We start from the raw sequence: 18,798 nt of genomic DNA, 5'->3' as shown, positions 1-18,798 counted from the left end.
CTTCCACAGGACATCACAAGCCTTGAGAGGTGTGTTGTACCTGTGGGAGCGGGTTCACCCGCGAAGCAGGCGACTCGGTTTTGAAGTGAATTGCGTCTAACGCAACATAAACCTACCGAGAAGTCAGTTTTCGTCAGCATTCGACCTTCTTAGACTTGCTCCAGTCGCAAATTTGTTGCTGGAGATGTCTGCCCATGAGTTCCCTGTCCGCCCCGTCTGCCGCGCTTGCCGCCGCCCCCGCGCCGGCCGCGCCTGCGCAGACTGCGTTTGGCCTGCAGGTAGTGGTCGGGCTGTTCGGCGTGTTGCTGGCCGTGCTGTGCGCGGGCCTCAACGAGTCGGTGACCAAGATCTCCCTGGCCGATATCCGCGGGGCCATGGGCATCGGTGCCGACGAAGGCGCCTGGCTGCTGGCGGTTTACAGCGCCGCCTCGGTCTCGGCCATGGCCTTCGCGCCATGGCTGGCCACCACGTTCTCGCTGCGGCGCTTCACCATGAGCGCCATCGGCCTGTTCGCCGTGCTCGGCCTGCTGCAACCGTTCGCCCCCAACCTGCACAGCCTGATGCTGCTGCGTGTGCTCCAGGGCTTCGCCTCTGGCGCGTTGCCACCGATGCTGATGAGCGTGGCGCTGCGCTTCCTGCCGCCGGGCATCAAGGTCTATGGCCTGGCCTGCTATGCCCTCACCGCTACCTTCGGCCCCAACCTCGGCACACCGCTGGCAGGGCTGTGGACCGAATACGTCGGCTGGCAATGGGCGTTCTGGCAGATCATCCTGCCCTCGGCGCTGGCCGCTGCCTGTGTCGGTTGGGGCCTGCCGCAGGACCCGCTGCGCCTGGAGCGCTTCAAGCAGTTCGACTGGCGCGGCCTGCTGCTCGGCCTGCCGGCCATCAGTTGCATCGTGCTGGGCCTGTCGCTGGGCGACCGCTGGGGCTGGTTCGATTCGCCGCTGATCTGCTGGCTGCTCGGCGGTGGCCTGCTGTTGCTGGTGCTGTTCATGTACAACGAATGGTCCGAGCCGCTGCCGTTCTTCCAGTTGCGCATGCTGTCGCGGCGCAACCTGAGTTTCGCCCTGGTTACCCTGGCTGGCGTGCTGATCGTGCTCTCGGGCGTGGGCAGCATCCCGTCGGCCTACCTGGCGCAGATCCAGGGCTACCGCCCGGCGCAGACCAGCCCGCTGATGATGCTGGTCGCCATGCCACAGCTCATCGCCCTGCCGCTGACGGCGGCGCTGTGCAACATCCGTGCGGTGGACTGCCGCTGGGTGCTGGGTATCGGCCTGGCGATGCTGGCGGTGTCCTGCGTGGGCAGCAGCCTGTTGACCAGCCAGTGGATCCGTGGCGATTTCTACCCGTTCTACCTGCTGCAGGTGTTCGGCCAGCCGATGGCGGTGCTGCCGTTGCTGATGCTGTCCACCAACGGCATGACCCCGCAGGAAGGCCCGTTCGCCTCCAGCTGGTTCAACACCGTCAAGGGCATCGCCGCAGTGATCGCCGGTGGCCTGCTGGACGCCTTGGGCACCCTGCGCCGGCACTTCCATTCCAACCACCTGGTGGACAGCCTGGGCAACGCCCCGCTGGTCGACGATAACGCAGCCGGCCTGGCCAGGCGCATCCACGACCAGGCGCTGGTGCTGACCTCGGCTGACCTCTACCTGGTCATGGCCTGCATTGCCGCAGCCCTGATCTGCCTGATTCCTTTCGTGCCTACCCGGGTCTATCCGCCGCGCGCGGTGGCCTGAACCCTGGATGAATTCGAGAACCACTGAAATGACCAACAACCGCAAAACCCTGTTCATCGGCTCGGTGCTGGCCGTGGCCGTCCTGGCCGGCATCGTCGGCCCCTGGATGTTCGGCAGCGACCACCGCCAGAGCACCAATGACGCCTATGTGATCGCTGACTACACCGTGGTCGCGCCCAAGGTCGCCGGCTTCATCAAGGAGGTGCTGGTGGAAGACAACCAGCAGGTCAAGGCCGGTCAGTTGCTGGCAACCATCGATGCCCGTGACTACCAGGCCGCGCTGGATGCCGCACAGGCGCAGTTGCTGGTGGCCCAGGCGCAAAGCGCCGATGCCCGCGCCACCCTCGAGCGCCAGGCGTCGCTGATTGCCCAGGCTGAGGCGGCGGTGAAGGCGGCCCAGGCCGAAGCTGCGTTCGCCGACCATGAGGTCAACCGCTACAGCCGCCTGGCCGAGCAGGGTGCCGGCACCGTGCAGAACGCCCAGCAGGCGCGCAGCGGGGTCGACCAGGCCCGTGCGCGCCTGGCCAATGCCCAGGCGGCACTGGTCGCGGCGCGCAAGCAGGTGGATATCCTTACCGCCCAGGTGGCCAGCGCCGACGGCCAGTTGAAGCGGGCTGAAGCGGGCCTGGAAAAGGCTCAGCTCGACTTGTCCTACACCCGCATCACCGCGCCAGTGGACGGCATGGTCGGCGAGCGCGCCTTGCGTGTCGGTGCCTACGTCAACCCGGGCGCTCGCCTGCTGTCGGTGGTGCCGTTGCAGCATGCCTATGTGGTCGGCAACTTCCAGGAAACCCAGCTGACCCACGTGCAGCCCGGCCAGGCGGTGAGCATCAGCGTCGACACCTTTGCCGGTGAGAAGCTGCAAGGCCATGTGGAAAGCATCGCCCCGGCCACCGGCGTGACCTTCGCCGCCGTAAAGCCGGATAACGCCACCGGCAACTTCACCAAGGTGGTGCAGCGCATCCCGGTGAAGATCGTTTTCGATGATGGCCAGCCGCTGCTTGCCCGCCTGCGCGTGGGCATGTCGGTGGAAGCGACCATCGACACCCGTGGCGACAAGCTCGACGGCAAAGAGGTAAGCGCACGATGAAACCGGCATTACGCTTGAGCCCGTTGCTGCTGGCCGTGTTGATGGCTGGCTGCACGCTGGGCCCGGACTTCCAGCGCCCTGACAGCCAGGCACCGCAGCAGTGGGCGCCGCTGCAAGGTGAGGCGGCAGTCAGCCAGCCGCAGGCCGAACCGCTGGAACTGCGCTGGTGGGAAAGCTTCCACGACGCCCGCCTGAGTGCCTTGATCCAGCGCGTTGCCGAGCGCAACCTCGACCTGCAGATGGCCAGCGCCCGCCTGCTGCAAAGCCGCGCCCTGCGCAGCACCGTGGCTGCCGACGAAGTACCGTCGGTGGATGTGAATGCTGGCTACAGCCGCGCGCGCAACAGTGCCGAAGGCCTGAGTGACCCGTCCGGCAAGGCGGGCAAGGAAGCCTTCAACCTCTGGCAGGGCGACCTGGTGGCTGGTTGGGAGCTGGACCTGTGGGGCCGCGTGCGGCGCCAGGTCGAGGCTGCCGATGCCACGGTCGAAGTGGCCGAGAACGATCGCCGTGGCGTGCTGCTGGCATTGCTTGCGGAAACCGCCGGCAACTACATCCAGCTGCGCGCCGTGCAGCACACCATCGATGTGACCCGCGACAACCTCAAAGTTGCCCAGCACAGCCTGAAGTTGTCTGAAAACCGCCAGGCCGAAGGTGTCGCCACGCGCCTGGACGTGGCCCAGGCCAGTGCCCAGGTCGCCTCGATCGAGTCGCGCCTGCCAAGCCTGGAAGCACGGCGCGATGACCTGATCAACGCCCTCAGCCTGCTCGCCGCCGAACCGCCGCGCAGCCTGCAGGCCGAGTTGCTGCAGGGCGGCGAACTGCCTGCGCCGCAGCAGACGTTCGCCATTGGCTTGCCGTCCGAACTGGCTGAGCGCCGCCCGGACATTCGCCAGGCCGAGGCCCGCCTGCATGCCGCCACCGCCAGCATTGGCGTGGCCAAGGCCGACTTCTACCCCAGCATCCGGCTGTCGGGCAGTGTCGGGTTCCAGGCCATGCAGCTGTCCGATTTCGGCGCCTGGGATTCGCGCCGTTTCGCCTTCGGGCCGCAGATGTCGCTGCCGATCTTCGAGGGTGGCCGGCTCACGGGCACCCTGGAACTGCGCGAGGCGCAACAGCAGGAAGCGGCGCTGAACTACCGCAAGGTGGTGTTGGGCGCCTGGCATGAAATCGACGATGTGCTACGCCTGTACAACGCCAGCCAGCTGCGCCGCGATCACTTGGCCGAGGCAGTGCGGCAGAACCGCATCGCCCTGGAAACTGCCCAGCGCCAGTATGTGGAAGGGGCAGTGGACTTTCTCAATGTGCTGACGGTGCAGGGCGCATTGCTGGCCAGCGAGGAGCAGTGGATTGACAGTTCGGCGGCGGTGTCGCAGGCGCTGGTGGGGCTGTACAAGGCTCTGGGTGGTGGCTGGCAGGCGTTTGATGAGCAGCCTGTGAAGAAAGTGTGATTTTTGGGGCTGCCAAGCAGCCCCGGCAATTGTCCTGATTACCGAGGAGGCACAAATGCACATTTCCCTGAACGGCAAGCGCGCCATCGTCAGCGGCTCCACCGCCGGCATTGGCCTGGCCATTGTCACTGGCCTGGCCGAGGCGGGGGCCGAAGTGGTCCTCAACGGTCGCACCCAGGCCCGGGTCGACGAAGCCCTCAAGGCCGTGCGCGAGCGCCTGCCGCAGGCGCGCATCATCGGCATTGCTGCCGACCTGGGCACCCAGGCCGGTGCGCAGCAGCTGTTCAACCAGGTGCCGCACACCGACATCCTGGTCAACAACCTGGGTATCTTCGAGCCCAAGCCGTTCTTCGAGATCGGGGATGAGGACTGGCAGCGTTTCTTCGACGTCAATGTGCTCAGTGCCGTTCGCCTGTCGCGCCACTATGCCCAGGGTATGGCCGAGCGCAAATGGGGGCGGGTGGTGTTCCTGTCCAGTGAGTCGGCGCTGCAGATTCCGACCGAGATGATTCATTACGGCATGACCAAGACGGCGTTGCTGGCGGTGTCGCGCGGGTTGGCCGAGACGCTGGCTGGTACCGGGGTGACGGTGAATTCGGTGCTGCCGGGGCCTACACGTTCGGAGGGGGTGGGTGACTTCTTTGCCAAGCTGGCCGAGGAGCAGGGGGTGTCGACTGCAGAACTGGAAGCCAACTTCCTGGCTGAACACCGGCCGACCTCGCTGATCAAGCGGCTGGCGACGGTGGAGGAGGTGGCGAACATGGTGGTGTACCTGGCATCGATGCAGGCCAGTGCTACCACCGGGGCTGCCTTGCGGGTGGATGGCGGGGTGCTGCGTTCCATTGCCTGATCTGTTTTGCCTGTACCGGCCTCTTCGCGGGTAAACCCGCTCCCACAGGGAGAGTGTGATTCCGAAGATTGCACTGTACCTGTGGGAGCGGGTTTACCCGCGAAGAGGCCAGCACAGGCAACCCATCAATCAGAGCGGGCGCAGTAGGCCAAACCGCTTGCGTAGCGCCCAATCCAGCAACCGCCGCGGCAGTAACCGGGCCATCAACGGCAACGCCATGCTGCCATTGCCCAACCGCACCACCGCCGGCACCGGCGACTTCCCGACCGCCGCCAGCACGCCCTGGGCAAACACCGCAGCTGAAGTAGGTTTGTCCTGCGAAGCCCGCGCCCGAGTCTGCACCTGCTCGCGCAACGGCCACCATGCCGAATCCGCCGCCAGCACCTGCTCGGCCTGGCGCTGGGCATTGCTGGCGAACTGCGAGGCAATCGCTCCTGGCTGCACTTCCATGACCTGCACACCAAACGGCGCCAGTTCCAGGCGCAAGGCATCGCTCAGGGCGTGCACGGCTGCTTTCGAGGCGCAGTAGGCGCCGGCGAACGGGGTGACCAGCACGCCTGATACGCTGCCGATGTTCACTACCAGGCCCCGTGAGCGGCGTAGCTGTGGGAACAATGCGCGGGTAACGCCAACCACGGCGAAGACGTTGGTTTCGAACTGCTGGCGCAGGGCATCCACACCGCCATCGAGCAGCGGGCCCATGGCGCCGTAGCCGGCGTTGTTGATCAGGATATCGAGGTTTTCCAGTTCCTCGGCCAGGCGGGCCAGCGCCTCGCTGTCGTTTACATCAAGTTGCCGGGCGGTGTAACCAGCGGCACTCAGCTGTGCGACATCCTCTGGTTTGCGGGCGGTGGCCCAGACTTGGTGGCCGGCGTCGCGGAAGGCGTCGGCCAGGGCGCGGCCGATGCCGCTGGAACAACCGGTGATCAGGACGGTGGGCATGGTTGGGGCCTGTTGTCAGGGAGGATTGGTTTTTCCTGTGCGGGCCTCTTCGCGGGTAAACCCGCTCCCACAGGTACACCACAGAATTTGAGACCTGTGTGGTCCCTGTGGGAGCGGGTTTACCCGCGAAGAGGCCCGCACAGGCGATAAATTAGTTGGCAAACGTACCTTGCAGGTGCTCTGCCCGAAATTCCAGGGTCTGCGGCCGGTACCCGGAGCGCAGGGGCGGCAATGGCAGGCAGTCTTTCCACTCGGCCCCTGGCTGCAGTTCACCCGGCCCACGGTAGCGCGGGGCGTTGTAGGTATTCTCGGCCAGGTTCACGGTATCGCCCGGCGCATAGGCCGCCACCCGCCAGCGCAGTTCGGTGAGCGGCACGTCGTTGCCGTTCTTCATGCGCACCTGCAGGGCGCGGTCGGCGGGGCAGTGTTCGGGGGCGTAGGTCAGGCGCAGGTCCAGGCGGGCCAGTTGCGAGGTTTCGCGGGTGTCCTGCCAGACGACGAACAGGGCCACCAGGCCCAGGCCGCATACGGCAGCCAGCGAGATCGGCAGGGCCTTGGCCGGGTAGCGCAGCAGCAGCACCAGCCAGGTGAGGATGAGGAAGGCACCGATGATCATGGGGCGGGCAGACCTTGATTGCGCGGGGTCTGACCATCGTAGCCCGAAATGGGGAGTGGCTCAAAAAGCGGGGCCGCAAAGCGGCCCCAGGGTCTTGCTTACTGCGCGATGGTCTTCACCGAAATACCACGCTCGATCGGTGTGGAGGTACGCCCATACACATCCTCGAAGCGTTCGATGTCATCCTCGCCCAGGTAGCTGCCGGACTGCACTTCGATGATCTCCAGCGGGATCTTGCCCGGGTTGCGCAGGCGGTGCACCGAGGCGATCGGGATGTAGGTCGACTGGTTCTCGGTCAGCAGGAACACGTTCTCGTCACAGGTCACCTCGGCGGTGCCGGACACCACGATCCAGTGCTCGGCGCGGTGGTGGTGCATCTGCAGCGACAGGCTGGCGCCCGGCTTGACGGTGATGTGCTTGACCTGGAAGCGGCCACCCATGTCCACCGAGTCGTACGAGCCCCATGGGCGATACACTTCCAGGTGGTTCTGGGTTTCGCTGCGGCCCTGCTCGTCGAGGGTCTTGACCATCTGCTTGACGCCCTGGACCTTGTCCTTGTGGGCAATCATCATGGCGTCCTTGGTCTCGACCACCACGATGTTCTCCAGGCCGATCACCGACACCAGCTTGCCGTTGCCGTGGATCATGCAGTTGCGGCTGTCCTGCACCACCACATCGCCCTTGGTGACGTTGCCGTTGTCGTCCTTCTCGTGCACTTCCCACAGCGACGACCAGCAGCCAACGTCGCTCCAGCCGGCCGACATCGGCACCACGCAGGCGCGCTGGGTCTTTTCCATCACCGCGTAGTCGATGGAGTTGTCCGGGCAGCAGGCGAAGGTGGCCTCGTCGATGCTCAGCACATCACCGTCTTCCTGGCTGCGCTCCAGCGCCAGTACGCAGGTGTCGTAGATGTCGCCGTCGTGCTTCTTCAGCTCTTCGAGGAAGCGGCTGGCACGGAACAGGAACATGCCGCTGTTCCAGAAGTAGCCGCCGGCCTGGACGAACTCGGCGGCGCGTTTTTCGTCGGGCTTCTCGACGAACTGCGCCACGCGCGCCACGCCTTCAGGCAGCAGGGCGTCCTGGCTGGAACGAATGTAGCCGTAGCCGGTTTCCGGCTTGGTCGCCGGCACGCCGAACAGCACCATCTCGCCACGCTCGGCGGCCACGGTGGCCAGGGCCAGGGCGCGTTGCAGGGCCTTCTGGTCCTCGATCACGTGGTCGGCGGGCAGCACCAGCATCAGCTCGTCGCGGCCTTCGTTGACCAGTTTCATGGCCGCCATGGCCACGGCCGGCGCGGTGTTGCGGCCGAACGGTTCCATCAGGATGCCTTGGGTTTCCAGCTTCAGCGCGGCCAGTTGCTCCTGGACGATGAACTTGTGGTCCTTGTTGCAGACCACGATCGGCGTGTCCATGCCTTCGAACACCAGGCGCTCGAGGGTTTGCTGGAACAGCGTGTGTTCACTGGTCAGGGCCAGGAACTGTTTGGGGAACTGCTTGCGCGACAGAGGCCACAGACGGGAACCGCTACCACCAGAAAGAATTACCGGGATCATCATGTTTCTCCAATAGTCGTTGAGAGGCAGGGGAATCAGTTGCTAGCCACGGGGCGAGTTACCCACACCGGCGACAAGGCATTGCCGGAACCCGTTACGTACAGCACTGCGGCTTCGCCGCGCTCCAGGGCGACGGGTTTGACGTCACCCACTTTCTTGTCTCCTTGGTACAGCGCCAGGTTGACCTTGACCGGGTTGATTTCGCGTTCGCCACGGCCGTTGGCGGCCACCGGCTTGACCACTTCGGTCTTGCCGTCGGCAGTCTTCAGGGTCAGTTGCTGGTCGCTCAGGTTCTGCACGCGAACCAGGGCTTTCTGCTTGTTCTTGAACGGCGGCTCTTCGATCAGCTGCGGGTTGCCGCTGGCGCTGTTGACCAGGGTGTAGTACTTGTCCGAGGCCAGCTTGACCGGCACGCTCTTGCCGCCGACCTGGGCGGTGTAGTCGCCCCCTGGCAGGAAGCTGAAGTCGCTGCTGGCCTGGGCGCCAACCTGCTTGATCTGGGTGTTGCCGACCGAGGCTGCAGCCGGTGCGCTGGAGGCGTTGTACAGGCGTACGAAGGTCGAGCCTTTCGGTGCGCTCGGGCCGTACAGCGCGGCGTCGGCGCCGGCGAAGGCCTGCATGGAGGCCAGGGACAGGCCGGCTGCGAGGGTGAGGGCTTTGGCAATGGAAGTCTTGGTAGTCATGTGTATGTTTCCTCTGATCAGTGGGTTGTCCGGGTGGACGACAAAGCCAGGTTTTCTTCGGATTTACGGGTGTTCTTCAGCTGGGCGATCCACTGTGGATCGAAGCTGCTGAGGTCGTTCTTCATTGGCAGATAACGTTCGGGGAATTCCCACACCACCACTTGCGGGGCGGCGTTCTTGAAAGCGTCGCTTTGCAGGTACTTGAGCATCGGCAGTAGCGGGCCATGGCCGTCTTCGGCGTAGTTGGCCACGTCGCTGCGCAAGGCCTGCTGCAGCGCGCCGAGGAAGTTCCAGTGCGGGTTGGCGCTGTAGCTGGTGCCTACCAGCGCAACCGGGATCTGTGTGTCGGCAAACAGTGCGTCACCGGCTTCACCTTCGGCCTCGACCGGGCGAGTGGTGCGCTTTTGCAGGTTGTCCGGGGCCGGCAGCAGGTTGCTGAACAGCGGGTCCAGTGGCAGGAAGTTGGTCAGGTCGCCCTTGTACGGCGCGGTACTGCCGGCTTCGGTGATGAATGTCTGTGGGTCGCCATTGAGCAGGCTCTGGCGGCTTACCGCTTCGGCCAGTGCCTGTGCCGCCACTTCGGCGCCCATCGGCGTCCAGTGGGTGTCGGTGCGCAGGAACACCTGGCCGCGGGCCTTGGCCTGCTCCATAGGTGCCATCAGGTCCGGGGCGAACACGTTGGCCTGGCGCACCTGGGCATGGAACTGGTTGTACAGGTCGTCATGCAGGCTGGTCGGCAGCTCATTGCCCAGGTACTCGGCATACACCCGCGCCTTGGCCGGCACGATCGCCAGCACCAGCTGGCTGCCGTGCTGCTGCAGGGTGTCGCGCACGCCACGGATCAGCGCCAGGTTTTCCTGCATCAGCTGCTCGGCACCGGCGGTGGGCTTGAACTCTTCGTCACTGAACAGCCACTGGTCGCGGCCCAGAACCACGCCGGGGCGGCCTTCGTTGAACAGCTTGAAGTCCATCGCCGCCCACAGGTTGGTACCCAGGCGCTTGATCGGGAACTGCTCGTCGTAGTGGGTCTCGGCGGCCTTGGCCAGCTTGCCGTTGAGCAGGGTCATCTGCTCGGTACGCTGGAAGCTTTGCAGGCCACCGGTGGACCACACGCCCATGCCCACCAGCAGGCCAAGGAACGACAGCGAATAGGTAATGCGTAATGTCCGGGTCATGTCATCAACCTCAGAACTGGAAGTAAAGGAACGGCGAGTAGCTCTGCGCCGAAAGCTTGAGGATCGAGGCCACGAACAGCAGCAGCACCAGGGCGCGGGTCATCACCCGGGTCCAGTCCAGGCCGATCGAACCGTCGTTGTTGACCTCCACCGGGGTGGCCTTGGGCGTTGGCCTGGCGTTGCGGTAGAAGTCGCGCAGGCCGAAGAACGCCAGGGTGATGTAGGCGACCACCAGGGTGGCTACCTGCAGGCCGGTGAGCTGGGCACGGTTGAGTTCCGACAGCTGCCAGTCGCCGAAGCTGAACATGGCGCCGTACATGCGGCCGGCCACTTCCAGGTTCTCGGCACGGAAGATCACCCAGCCGACCACCACCAGCAGGAAGGTGAACGCCCACTTCACCGGGTTGAAACGCTGCGGGTTGGTGTCGATGCCCAGCGCGCGCTCGATGGCCAGCCACATGCCGTGCCAGGCGCCCCAGATGATGTAGGTGAAGTTGGCGCCGTGCCACAGGCCGCCCAGCAGCATGGTCAGGAACAGGTTGCGGTAGGTGTTGAAGGTGCCTTTGCGGTTACCACCCAGGGTGATGTACAGGTAGTCGCGCAGCCAGGTCGACAGGCTGATGTGCCAGCGCCGCCAGAACTCGGTGATCGACTGGCTGATGTACGGCTGCTTGAAGTTTTCCATGAAGCGGAAGCCCATCATCAGGCCCAGGCCGATGGCCATGTCGCTGTAGCCGCTGAAGTCGAAATACAGCTGCGCGGTGTAGGCCAGGGCGCCGAGCCAGGCATCGCCGGTGGTCGGGTTCTGCAGGGCGAAACAGTGGTCGGCCACTACCGCCAGGGTGTCGGCGATGAACACTTTCTTGATGAAGCCCTGCATGAAGCGGGTGCAGCCTTCGGAGAACTTGTCCAGGGTGTGGGTACGGTTGTTGAACTGGTCGACCAGGTCCTTGAAGCGCAGCACGGGGCCGGCGATCAGGTGCGGGAAGATCGCCACGAACGCCGCGAAGTCGATCAGGTTGCGGGTGGCCGGGGTATCGCCGCGGTACACGTCGATGATGTAGCTGATCGACTCGAAGATGTAGAACGAGATACCGATCGGCAGCAGCACATGGGTGAGGATGAACGGCTCCAGGCCGAACGAGGAGATGATCGCGTTGAGGCTGTCGACGCCGAAGTTGGCGTACTTGAAGTAGCCGAGGATCGCCAGGTCGACACCGACGCCGAGCAGCAGCCAGCGCTGCGCGGGCTTGGTGCGTACACCGGCGGCGCCGACTTTCAGGCCGATCCAGTAGTTCCACAGGGTGACCCCGGCGAACAGGGCCAGGAAGTCCACCCGCCACCAGGCGTAGAAGATGTAGCTGGCGACCAGCAGCAGCAGGTTGCGATAACGTTGCCCGCTCAAGTAGTACAGGCCGAGGAAGATCGGCAAGAACAGGAACAGGAACACGTTGGACGAGAAGACCATCCCGGTTCTCCTTTTTGTTCACAGCATCCGGGGCAAAGCGCCCCCCAAACCCCCCACATGTTCGTGGCGGGCTACCTAGATTCCTGTGGGAGCGGGTTTACCCGCGAAGAGGCCGGCACAGGCACCGCACATGGCAGGTCTGGCCTTTTCGCGGGTAAACCCGCTCCCACAGGGGTTTTGCGTTACTTTTTCGATTCTGCGCTCGGGTCGTAGACCCGGGTCAGGTCGCCGCCCAGCCGGAAGCTGTTGAACGGCTGCATGCCACGCTTGCGTTGCAGGGTGTCGCCACTGCACGCATACAGGCTGCAGTAGGGCTCCATCCACGCGTACTTGCTGTCGATCTTCAGGTCTTTCATGTCCTGTTTCTCGCCATTGCGGGCCTTGAACGCGCTGGGGTCCTTCGACCCGTTCAGCACCCGCTGCGCCAGGCGCTGCAGGGCGTTGTTGTTCTCGCCACGCACATCCACGCCATTGACCTGGGCGAAGCTGGCGATCATCGCCAGCGGTGGCAGGGCGTAGTTGTGGTAGGCCAGGGCGCGTTGCTTGCGTTTCAGTTCGTTGGGCAGGAAGCCCTGCTGGTCGACCTGGTTGGCGCCAACCCGGTATTCCTTCACGGCCCAGTCGAACAGGTCGCGACGGTCGGTGGCCACGGCGCTGGCCATTACCGCCCAGGCTGCCCAGTAGCTGTGGTTGTTGATCTTCTCCAGCGGCAGGTCGCTCCAGTCGCGCACGGTCTGTTCGGCCAGCCGGGCAAACCATTTTTCGATCAGCTCGGCTTCGGCCTGGTGCGCGGCCAGCGGCTGCGAACTGGAGAACTTCAGGCGCAGCCACGAACCGCTCATGCTGCCCAGTGCCCATTTGCGCATCGACTTGCCGGTGTGGTTGTAGTCGGTGGACATCAGCGCATCGGCGCGGGCCCAGCTGCCCAGCCAGGCCAGGGTGCAGTCGAGCTGTGCCGGGCGGCCGTCACGCATGTACTGGCCGATCATCTTGCTCACACCTTTCTCAAGGGTGGTGATGTCTTCGGTGGACTTGCGAAAGGCCTTTTCCGAGGCGGCATTGAGCGTGGCCCGCGCCTTGTCCGAGCCTTCGTACTTGCTGCGGAACTGCAGGGCGCCGGTGTACGGCTTGGGGGCAGCCTCGCAGCGGAAGTTGCCGTCGCCGGTCTTGAGCTTTTCGATCCCCTCGTAGTAACCCTGGGGTGGTACCAGCGCGGCGTGCGCGGCACCGCCGCACAACGCAAGGGCAAGCAGGGCGGGGCGGGAAATTCGCTTGAACGGGATCATGGTCGCCTCACTGGCCGGCCTGCGCGGTCTGCGCGGGCACGGCGAAGTTGTTGCGTTTGCAGAGCTTGGCTTCGACCTTCTGGGTACCGCTTTCCGGCCCCTGCACCTCGAACGCCAACAGGCTCTGGCTGGCCCAGTCCTCGTCTTCGCGCATCTGGAAGACGAAGCGGCCGTCGGTGTCGGAGGTTTCCGGTTTCTCCAGCTTGATGTCCTCGTGGCGGCCGTTGAGGTACCAGAGGGTGGCCTGCAGCACCTTCACCGACGGGTCTTCGAACTTCACGTCCATTTGTATGTTGCGGTTGACCAGGTCCTTGAGCACGCCACCCTTGCCGTTGACCATCAGCTCGTTCTTGCCGGGCTTGAGGGTGGCGCTGGCGCTCATCAGGGCCGGGCGGTCATCGCAGCCGTCGTCGAGCAGGCCAAGGATTTGCCGCCAGATGGTTTCCTGGTCCAGGCGATACAGCGGGGAGAATTCCCAGATCAGGATCTTCGGCGGGTTCTTCTGGAATTCTTCGCTGCCCAGGTACTGGATCATCGAGCCTTCCAGGCCACCGCCAGGGAAGGCCACGTTCAATACATCGGCACCAATGTACTGTTGCAGGAAGCCCGCAAAGTTGTAGTTCTTGCCGCTGTGACTGGTACCCACCAACGTGATCTGCGCGTTGCCGGCGTCACCGAACAGGTCGTCACCGCCACCGTCGGAGCCTTTCGGCTCGGTGGCGAACTGGTCCATGTACTGAACGGCGTAACTGGTGCCACAGAGCTGGCCGGCGACGTTATGCAAGGTGCCGGTCTTGCCCATGCGCCCGGACTTCTTCGTCTCGAACTCCTTGCGCGGGATGCCTTCGAAGGCCGGCATCTTGTGCACGGTGTCGGCCACGATCTTCGCCGCACGCTCGGCGCCATACGGCGTCCAGTGCTGGTCGCCACGGAAGTAGAAGTCCTTGCCCTGGTCGGCAGCGGCCAGCTGTTCGTTGGTCAGTGGCGACAGGTCGGGCACGTTGTAGCCCATGCTGGCGAAGCGCTTGAGCATGGCCTGGTAGTTGCCCAGGGCCTTCTGGTAGTCGAAGGCGGCTTTTTCCGCCGGGTTGAGCATGTTGCGGTTCACCAGGCCACGGGTCGGCTGGTACACCACCACCAGTTCCACGCCGCGCTTCTTGAACGCGTCGTGCACCTGCTGCAGGCGCTTGTAGCCGGCAGGGGTGGTGTTGAACTCGGTGCGCAGGTCTTCGCGGGTACGGAACAGCCAGTCGCCCTGGGCCTGCACCAGCGTGGTGAAGTTCTGCTGGTAGCGGGTTGTGTAGCGGCTGGCGTCATGTGCTTCAGGGCACAGCTGGCAGCAGGGCTCGGCGCTGAAGGTGGGGGCCTTGACGTCTTCGGCGCGCACGCCCTGGCTGATCGCCAGGAGGGCGGCGGACAGGCCCAGCAGTTTCATCAGATGTGGCGTCATGGTCTGGGCTTCCTTAATCGATCATTTCGGTCTGGCGTTCGACCGGGTCGATCAGCACAGCCTTTTGCTGGCGTACCAGCAGGTCGAGGATTTCGTCCTGGCGTTCGCCGAGGACGCCGTTGAGGCTGATGCCGCTGGCCTTGCGCGGGGCGAGCATGGACACCTTGTACAGTTCGACCGACAGTGGCGAGTCGATCGACAGTGGGCCGGAGCCGTTGGCCGACAGTTCGCCACCGACCAGAATCAGCGACACCTTGGTGTCGAACGGGTCGAGGGCGATGTCGCGGTCGGTATCGGACAGGTCCTTGATGTGGCCGTACACACCCACCAGGCCGTTGGCCATGGCGACGTTTTCGTACAGGCGAATGTTCACGCTGTTACGCACGCGGATGCCGTGGCGGCGGTTGTTGATCAGCTTGTTGCCCCAGATCAGGTTGTCGCCGCTTTCGTACAGGGTGATACCGTCGGTGTGGTTGCGGTAGATCTCGTTGTAGGCGATCAGGTTGTTGACGCTGTTACGGTCGATCACCACGCCCGAGAGCTTGTTGTCGAAGCTCTTGTTGTTGATGATCCAGCTGTCGTTGACCTCACGCGACACGATGATGCCGTGCTTCTTCTTGGTGCCGTACACCGTGTTGCCGGCGATGATCAGCCGGTGCGAGCGGTCGTGCGGGTCGATGCCGTAGACGATGTTGTCGCGGTAGGTGCTGTCCTTGACCACGAAGTCCTGGGTCTCGTAGCAGTAGAAGCCGTACCACATGTCGCTGAACTCGGAGCCGATGATCCAGCCGGTGGGTTCAGGGCGGCCCATGCGCTTGGCCATGTTCGGCGTGTACTGCGAGATACTCACGCCATACGACTTGGACTTGGCATAGCCGAAGCTGGCCATTTTCGTATTGACGATGTAGGTCTCGGTGCCGCCCCACGACAGCAGGAACGGGCGGAATTCCTTGGGCGAGCGGAAGGTCGCCGGGCCGTTGTCCTTTTCCCGCCAGCCGGTCACCTGGGTGTCGGTGACGAACAGCTTGCCGTCGTTGACCAGGAACGAACCGCCCTCCTGGGACAGGCGCAGTTGCTTGACCTTACCGTCGATCTCGAGGATGCCCTTCGGCCCGACCACGATCGGCAGGCGCGCCAGGTAAACGCCCGGCTCGACTTCGCTGAGGTACTGCCTGGGTACCTTCTTGCTCAGTTCGACCAGGTCGACATGGCCGTCATCGACGAAGATCGCCTGCGGAATGCCATGCTGGCGCTGGACCCACTCGGCCGCCTTGTTGTCGCCACCGACGAATTCCTTGAGGGTATCCTCCTGGAACATGCGGCGCAGGCTGACCTTGCCCTTGTGGCGGCGGTCGATTTTTTTCTGCACCGCATCAAAGGTGTAGCCGGTCAGGTCAGGCAGCTTCGGCGGGTCCATGTGCAGCGGCTCGATCGGTGCGCTGGAGACCGTATAGGTCTTGGCTTGCTGCAGTTCCTTGGCGATCACCTGGGGTTCTGCGGCAGCGACCAGGCCACTGGCCAGCAGCAAGGCGCTGGCCAACAGGCTGTGGCGTAAGTGCGGGTGAAGGTTCATAACGGTAAGTCCTCTACCGGCCTCAGAAGCGCCAGATCACATCGACGAAGGCGCGGTGCATGTACGAGTCCGCTTCCTTGCCGTAGGCGTCACCCGGCTTGAACACACCGGCACGCAGACGCACCAGGGCAGATGGCTCGTCGATGGCCTGGCTCATCGAAGCTGGCAGCAGGCCTTGCTTGAAGTACTTGGTCACGACCACGTCCATTTCCTGGCCAAGGTCTTTTTCGCCATCGACCAGTGGGCGGTTCACACCGTTGTCGTTGACCACCGCGTTGATGCCGCTGGAACCGATGTTCTGGTTGCCATCGACACGCCAGAACTTGTGGTAGATGAAGCTGGCGTCGTAGTCGTCGCGCAGTTGCCAGGAGGCGAACAGGGTGGCCGCCTGCAGGTTGCCCAGCTCGCCACGGAAGGCTTCACCAAAGCGGTGTACGCGCGAACGGGTACCGGTGTAGTTGGAGCGGTTGCTCTCCAGGCCGGTCTGCTCGTAGTTGCTCGAACCGTCGTCGCCACCACCGCCGCTGCCACGGGCGTAGGCCGCACCAACCTGCCATTGCGGGTCGAGGCGCAGGCGGACGCCGAAGTCGGTGGCCCAGGCGTTGACGTCACCGCTCTGCTTGCCGGTGGCCACGGTCTGGTCGCCGACGACCTGGCTGCTGAGGGTGTCGCGGTCACCGGTCAGCCAGGTGACGCTGCCCCAGTAGTTGACGGTGTGATCGTTGCGCCAGTTGTAGGCGTCGCTGTTGGCTTCCAGGCCCAGCCAGGTGAGGTCGCCGGTGCGGGTCTTGTCCAGCGCATCGACGGTTTCGCCCGGGTTCTTCAGGCTGCCGCCGTCGTGGGTGTGATGGGCGCGTACGCCGACCCAGTGGCCAGGGGTCCACTGCGTGGCGACGTTGCCGTAGAGGTGTGTGCGGTCCTTGTCTTCCGGGGCCAGCTCGGTGAGGTCGGTTCGGTATTCGCTGAAGCGCTGGGCCACACCCAGGTCGGCCTTGAGCAACGTGGTGTCGAAGGTCCAGTTCAGCGCCTCGATGTTGGTGTCACGCCACATGCCATCGTCGCTGCGCAGGCGCTGGCGACCGAAACGCAGTTGCTCGCCAGGGTAGGCGGTGAGGCCGCTGTAGCCGACCCAGAATTCGCGCATGGCCAGGTAGCTCTTGTCCTGCTCGCGGCCGTCGGCGGCGGTGTCGGTGCTGGTGCCGTCGTCGTTCTGGCGCAGGGTGTCGGTTTCGATGGTGTCGGTGGCGGTGACGGCCTGGCCCATGGCATAGGCGCTCCAGTTGCCACGCTCGCCATATACCCAGGGGCGCAGATCGAGACCGAGGCCGTTGACGTCGCCGCCGGAGCGGGTGCCCAGGTCACGGTCGTCTTCCGACTGGCCGGTGATTTTCACATCCAGGCCGAAGTTCTTTTCAGCGGTCATTGCCGCCAGGGTCGGGCAGGACCACAGCAGGGCGAAGCTCAGGCCGATGCCAGCTTTCACGAGGGGATTGAGCGTCATAGCGAGTCCTCACCGGTTACTTCTTTTTCGTCGTCTTGCAGGGCTTCGATGGCCAAGGTGCTGTTGGCGCCTTGGCTCATGCTGCCGCGCGCCTGTTTTTCTTGGGCCAGCAGTTGCTGGGCCTGGCTGCGCTGGTCAGGCGTGAGTTGCTGGTCGAGCTGCTGCAGCAGTTCAGCGGACTGCGGCGTCGGGTTGACCTGGGCCAGCTGGGCGAAGACCCAGGCGTTACCCGGTTGCGGGCGAATGCCGTGGCCTTCGCTGAACAGCTGGGCCAGGGCATAGTCGGCGCTGTTCTGCCCACCGCGGGCGGCGGCCAGCAGGTGGTCGACGGCCTTTTGCGGCTCGACGTTGCCCAGGTAGCCGCGGCGGTAGAGCTGGCCCAGGTAGTAATGGGCGCTGACTTCGCCGGCGTCGGCGGCAGCCTGCAGGTGTTGTTCGGCTTTGGCCGCATCCGCAGGTACGGTCTTGCCTTCGTAGTACAGGCGGCCCAGCAACAGTTCGGCGCGTGGCTGTTCAGCTTCGCGGCCTTTGTCGATGTAGGCCATCAGCTGGTCGGTATCGCCCAGCTCGGGGAAGTCGTACACCAGCTGCGCCAGGCTGACCCAGGACGCCGGGTTGGCCGGGGCTACCTGTTCGAGCAGGTCCTTGGCGGTTTTCTCGTCGGTCTGGCCGAGGCTGCGGTCAGCCAGTACCCGGGCAACGCTGTCGACCCGGGTGGCCGGTACTGCACCACGGGCGTAGGCAGCCTTGAGCTGGCCGAGCAGGGCGGCCTGCTGGTCGGCCTGGCCACGCTTCTGGTACACGGTAGCCAGCTCGACGTAGCAGATGTCGGTGGTGTTCAGCGCGGCCTTGCAGATGTTCTCCACTTCGCCCAGGTGCTGGTCGTAGGTGCCCTGGGTGCGGTACAGCAGCACCTGGGCCAGGCCCGCTTCCGGGTTGCCGGCGGCGCGCCACTGGTCGATCTGCTGTTGCGCGTTGACCTTGGGGAAGCTTTGCGGGTAGCTCAGGTAGAGCATCGCCAGCGGGATCAGGGTGTTGCTTTCGCCCTGCCTGGCGGCTTGCTTGAGCAGGGTCTCGGCTTCTTCGCGCTCGGCCTGGGTGCTGTCGGGCTTGGCCACCAGCAGGCGGCCCAGGCGCGCCTGGGCACGCGGCGAAATGGCGGCCGCGGCGCGGTAGGTGGCCTCGGCTTCCTTGATTTTCGCGGGGTCGCGGGTGGCGACCTTGATGTCGGCCAGGCCCACTTGCGCTTCGCTGTAGCCCAGGTCGGCCAGGGCCTTGTAGTTGCGCTCGGCCAGTGCCGTGTCACCGCGCTTCATGGCTTCGTTGGCCAGGCGCTGGTCGGGCAGGCCGGCACAGCCAGCCAGGGTGATGGCTGCAGCCAGGGCACACAGGCCCAGGCTGGCGCTTTTCTTGTAGGGAATCATGTT

15 protein-coding genes are annotated in these 18,798 nt (G+C 64.6%); 4 read left to right on the top strand and 11 right to left on the bottom strand.

All coding sequences use genetic code 11. From position 1 onward, the window contains the following. Positions 1–194: 194 nt before the first annotated feature. The 4 genes from J5M71_RS21225 to J5M71_RS21210 are packed head-to-tail and all read left to right on the top strand — an operon-like array spanning position 195 to position 5,124. Positions 195–1,736 carry an MFS transporter gene (locus J5M71_RS21225; protein ID WP_207836340.1) on the top strand — a complete coding sequence of 514 codons (1,542 nt, stop codon included), beginning with the start codon at positions 195–197 and terminating at the stop codon, positions 1,734–1,736. A gap of 28 nt (positions 1,737–1,764) precedes the next feature. Then, positions 1,765–2,826, top strand: a complete 1,062-nt coding sequence (locus J5M71_RS21220; protein WP_087500494.1) for an HlyD family secretion protein — start codon at positions 1,765–1,767, stop codon at positions 2,824–2,826. Next, positions 2,823–4,274 (top strand): efflux transporter outer membrane subunit, encoded by a 1,452-nt coding sequence (locus tag J5M71_RS21215; protein ID WP_207836338.1) that lies wholly within the window; start codon positions 2,823–2,825, stop codon positions 4,272–4,274. Before J5M71_RS21220 ends, J5M71_RS21215 begins: the two co-directional genes overlap by 4 nt. A gap of 55 nt (positions 4,275–4,329) precedes the next feature. Continuing rightward, entirely contained in the window at positions 4,330–5,124 is a 795-nt protein-coding gene (locus J5M71_RS21210) for an SDR family oxidoreductase (RefSeq protein ID WP_207836330.1), read from the top strand. 129 nt (positions 5,125–5,253) lie between these two features. Here the strand turns inward: J5M71_RS21210 and J5M71_RS21205 are convergent, their stop codons facing one another. The 11 genes from J5M71_RS21205 to algK all read right to left on the bottom strand — a co-directional run bounded on the left by J5M71_RS21205 (position 5,254) and on the right by algK (position 18,795). After that, positions 5,254–6,066, bottom strand: coding sequence for an SDR family oxidoreductase (locus tag J5M71_RS21205; RefSeq protein ID WP_207836327.1), 813 nt, complete (start codon positions 6,064–6,066; stop codon positions 5,254–5,256). 151 nt (positions 6,067–6,217) lie between these two features. Continuing rightward, positions 6,218–6,682, bottom strand: coding sequence for a hypothetical protein (locus J5M71_RS21200; RefSeq protein WP_015271749.1), 465 nt, complete (start codon positions 6,680–6,682; stop codon positions 6,218–6,220). 98 nt (positions 6,683–6,780) lie between these two features. Continuing rightward, positions 6,781–8,235 carry a mannose-1-phosphate guanylyltransferase/mannose-6-phosphate isomerase gene (locus J5M71_RS21195; protein WP_207836554.1) on the bottom strand — a complete coding sequence of 485 codons (1,455 nt, stop codon included), beginning with the start codon at positions 8,233–8,235 and terminating at the stop codon, positions 6,781–6,783. Positions 8,236–8,270: 35 nt separating this feature from the next. Further along, positions 8,271–8,918 carry an alginate O-acetyltransferase AlgF gene (locus J5M71_RS21190; protein WP_063913345.1) on the bottom strand — a complete coding sequence of 216 codons (648 nt, stop codon included), beginning with the start codon at positions 8,916–8,918 and terminating at the stop codon, positions 8,271–8,273. Between the two features lie 17 nt (positions 8,919–8,935). Continuing rightward, positions 8,936–10,093 (bottom strand): alginate O-acetyltransferase, encoded by a 1,158-nt coding sequence (locus J5M71_RS21185; protein ID WP_207836324.1) that lies wholly within the window; start codon positions 10,091–10,093, stop codon positions 8,936–8,938. 10 nt (positions 10,094–10,103) lie between these two features. Beyond that, a complete protein-coding gene (locus J5M71_RS21180; protein ID WP_063913343.1) occupies positions 10,104–11,561 on the bottom strand; it encodes an MBOAT family protein in 1,458 nt (485 codons plus the stop codon). A 182-nt stretch (positions 11,562–11,743) separates the two neighbouring features. Next, positions 11,744–12,847, bottom strand: a complete 1,104-nt coding sequence (locus J5M71_RS21175) for a mannuronate-specific alginate lyase (RefSeq protein WP_207836321.1) — start codon at positions 12,845–12,847, stop codon at positions 11,744–11,746. A 7-nt stretch (positions 12,848–12,854) separates the two neighbouring features. After that, positions 12,855–14,297: an alginate O-acetyltransferase gene (locus J5M71_RS21170; RefSeq protein ID WP_063913341.1), complete on the bottom strand. Its 1,443-nt coding sequence runs from the start codon at positions 14,295–14,297 to the stop codon at positions 12,855–12,857. 13 nt (positions 14,298–14,310) lie between these two features. Beyond that, the gene (algG, locus tag J5M71_RS21165) at positions 14,311–15,870 is read right to left on the bottom strand and encodes a mannuronan 5-epimerase AlgG (protein ID WP_063913340.1); all 1,560 of its coding nucleotides are present in this window, start codon (positions 15,868–15,870) and stop codon (positions 14,311–14,313) included. A 22-nt stretch (positions 15,871–15,892) separates the two neighbouring features. Beyond that, positions 15,893–17,371, bottom strand: coding sequence for an alginate export family protein (locus tag J5M71_RS21160; protein ID WP_063913339.1), 1,479 nt, complete (start codon positions 17,369–17,371; stop codon positions 15,893–15,895). Beyond that, on the bottom strand, positions 17,368–18,795 hold the full coding sequence (gene algK, locus J5M71_RS21155; protein ID WP_207836319.1) for an alginate biosynthesis TPR repeat lipoprotein AlgK: 1,428 nt from the start codon (positions 18,793–18,795) through the stop codon (positions 17,368–17,370). Before algK ends, J5M71_RS21160 begins: the two co-directional genes overlap by 4 nt. Between the last annotated feature and the right edge of the window lie 3 nt (positions 18,796–18,798).

The sequence above is a fragment of the Pseudomonas sp. 43(2021) genome (assembly GCF_017490805.1).
GTDB lineage: Bacteria > Pseudomonadota > Gammaproteobacteria > Pseudomonadales > Pseudomonadaceae > Aquipseudomonas.
This window is presented reverse-complemented; position numbering and strand designations above follow the sequence as displayed.

Excerpts from the sequence above, each read along its gene's own strand:
- J5M71_RS21200 (WP_015271749.1), bottom strand. The coding sequence starts at position 6,682 with ATGATCATCGGTGCCTTCCTCATCCTCACCTGGCTGGTGCTGCTGCTG.
- J5M71_RS21160 (WP_063913339.1), bottom strand. The coding sequence starts at position 17,371 with ATGACGCTCAATCCCCTCGTGAAAGCTGGCATCGGCCTGAGCTTCGCC.
- J5M71_RS21205 (WP_207836327.1), bottom strand. The coding sequence starts at position 6,066 with ATGCCCACCGTCCTGATCACCGGTTGTTCCAGCGGCATCGGCCGCGCC.
- J5M71_RS21215 (WP_207836338.1), top strand. The coding sequence starts at position 2,823 with ATGAAACCGGCATTACGCTTGAGCCCGTTGCTGCTGGCCGTGTTGATG.
- algG (WP_063913340.1), bottom strand. The coding sequence starts at position 15,870 with ATGAACCTTCACCCGCACTTACGCCACAGCCTGTTGGCCAGCGCCTTG.
- J5M71_RS21210 (WP_207836330.1), top strand. The coding sequence starts at position 4,330 with ATGCACATTTCCCTGAACGGCAAGCGCGCCATCGTCAGCGGCTCCACC.
- J5M71_RS21185 (WP_207836324.1), bottom strand. The coding sequence starts at position 10,093 with ATGACCCGGACATTACGCATTACCTATTCGCTGTCGTTCCTTGGCCTG.
- J5M71_RS21225 (WP_207836340.1), top strand. The coding sequence starts at position 195 with ATGAGTTCCCTGTCCGCCCCGTCTGCCGCGCTTGCCGCCGCCCCCGCG.
- J5M71_RS21190 (WP_063913345.1), bottom strand. The coding sequence starts at position 8,918 with ATGACTACCAAGACTTCCATTGCCAAAGCCCTCACCCTCGCAGCCGGC.
- J5M71_RS21175 (WP_207836321.1), bottom strand. The coding sequence starts at position 12,847 with ATGATCCCGTTCAAGCGAATTTCCCGCCCCGCCCTGCTTGCCCTTGCG.
- J5M71_RS21170 (WP_063913341.1), bottom strand. The coding sequence starts at position 14,297 with ATGACGCCACATCTGATGAAACTGCTGGGCCTGTCCGCCGCCCTCCTG.
- J5M71_RS21220 (WP_087500494.1), top strand. The coding sequence starts at position 1,765 with ATGACCAACAACCGCAAAACCCTGTTCATCGGCTCGGTGCTGGCCGTG.
- J5M71_RS21195 (WP_207836554.1), bottom strand. The coding sequence starts at position 8,235 with ATGATCCCGGTAATTCTTTCTGGTGGTAGCGGTTCCCGTCTGTGGCCT.
- algK (WP_207836319.1), bottom strand. The coding sequence starts at position 18,795 with ATGATTCCCTACAAGAAAAGCGCCAGCCTGGGCCTGTGTGCCCTGGCT.
- J5M71_RS21180 (WP_063913343.1), bottom strand. The coding sequence starts at position 11,561 with ATGGTCTTCTCGTCCAACGTGTTCCTGTTCCTGTTCTTGCCGATCTTC.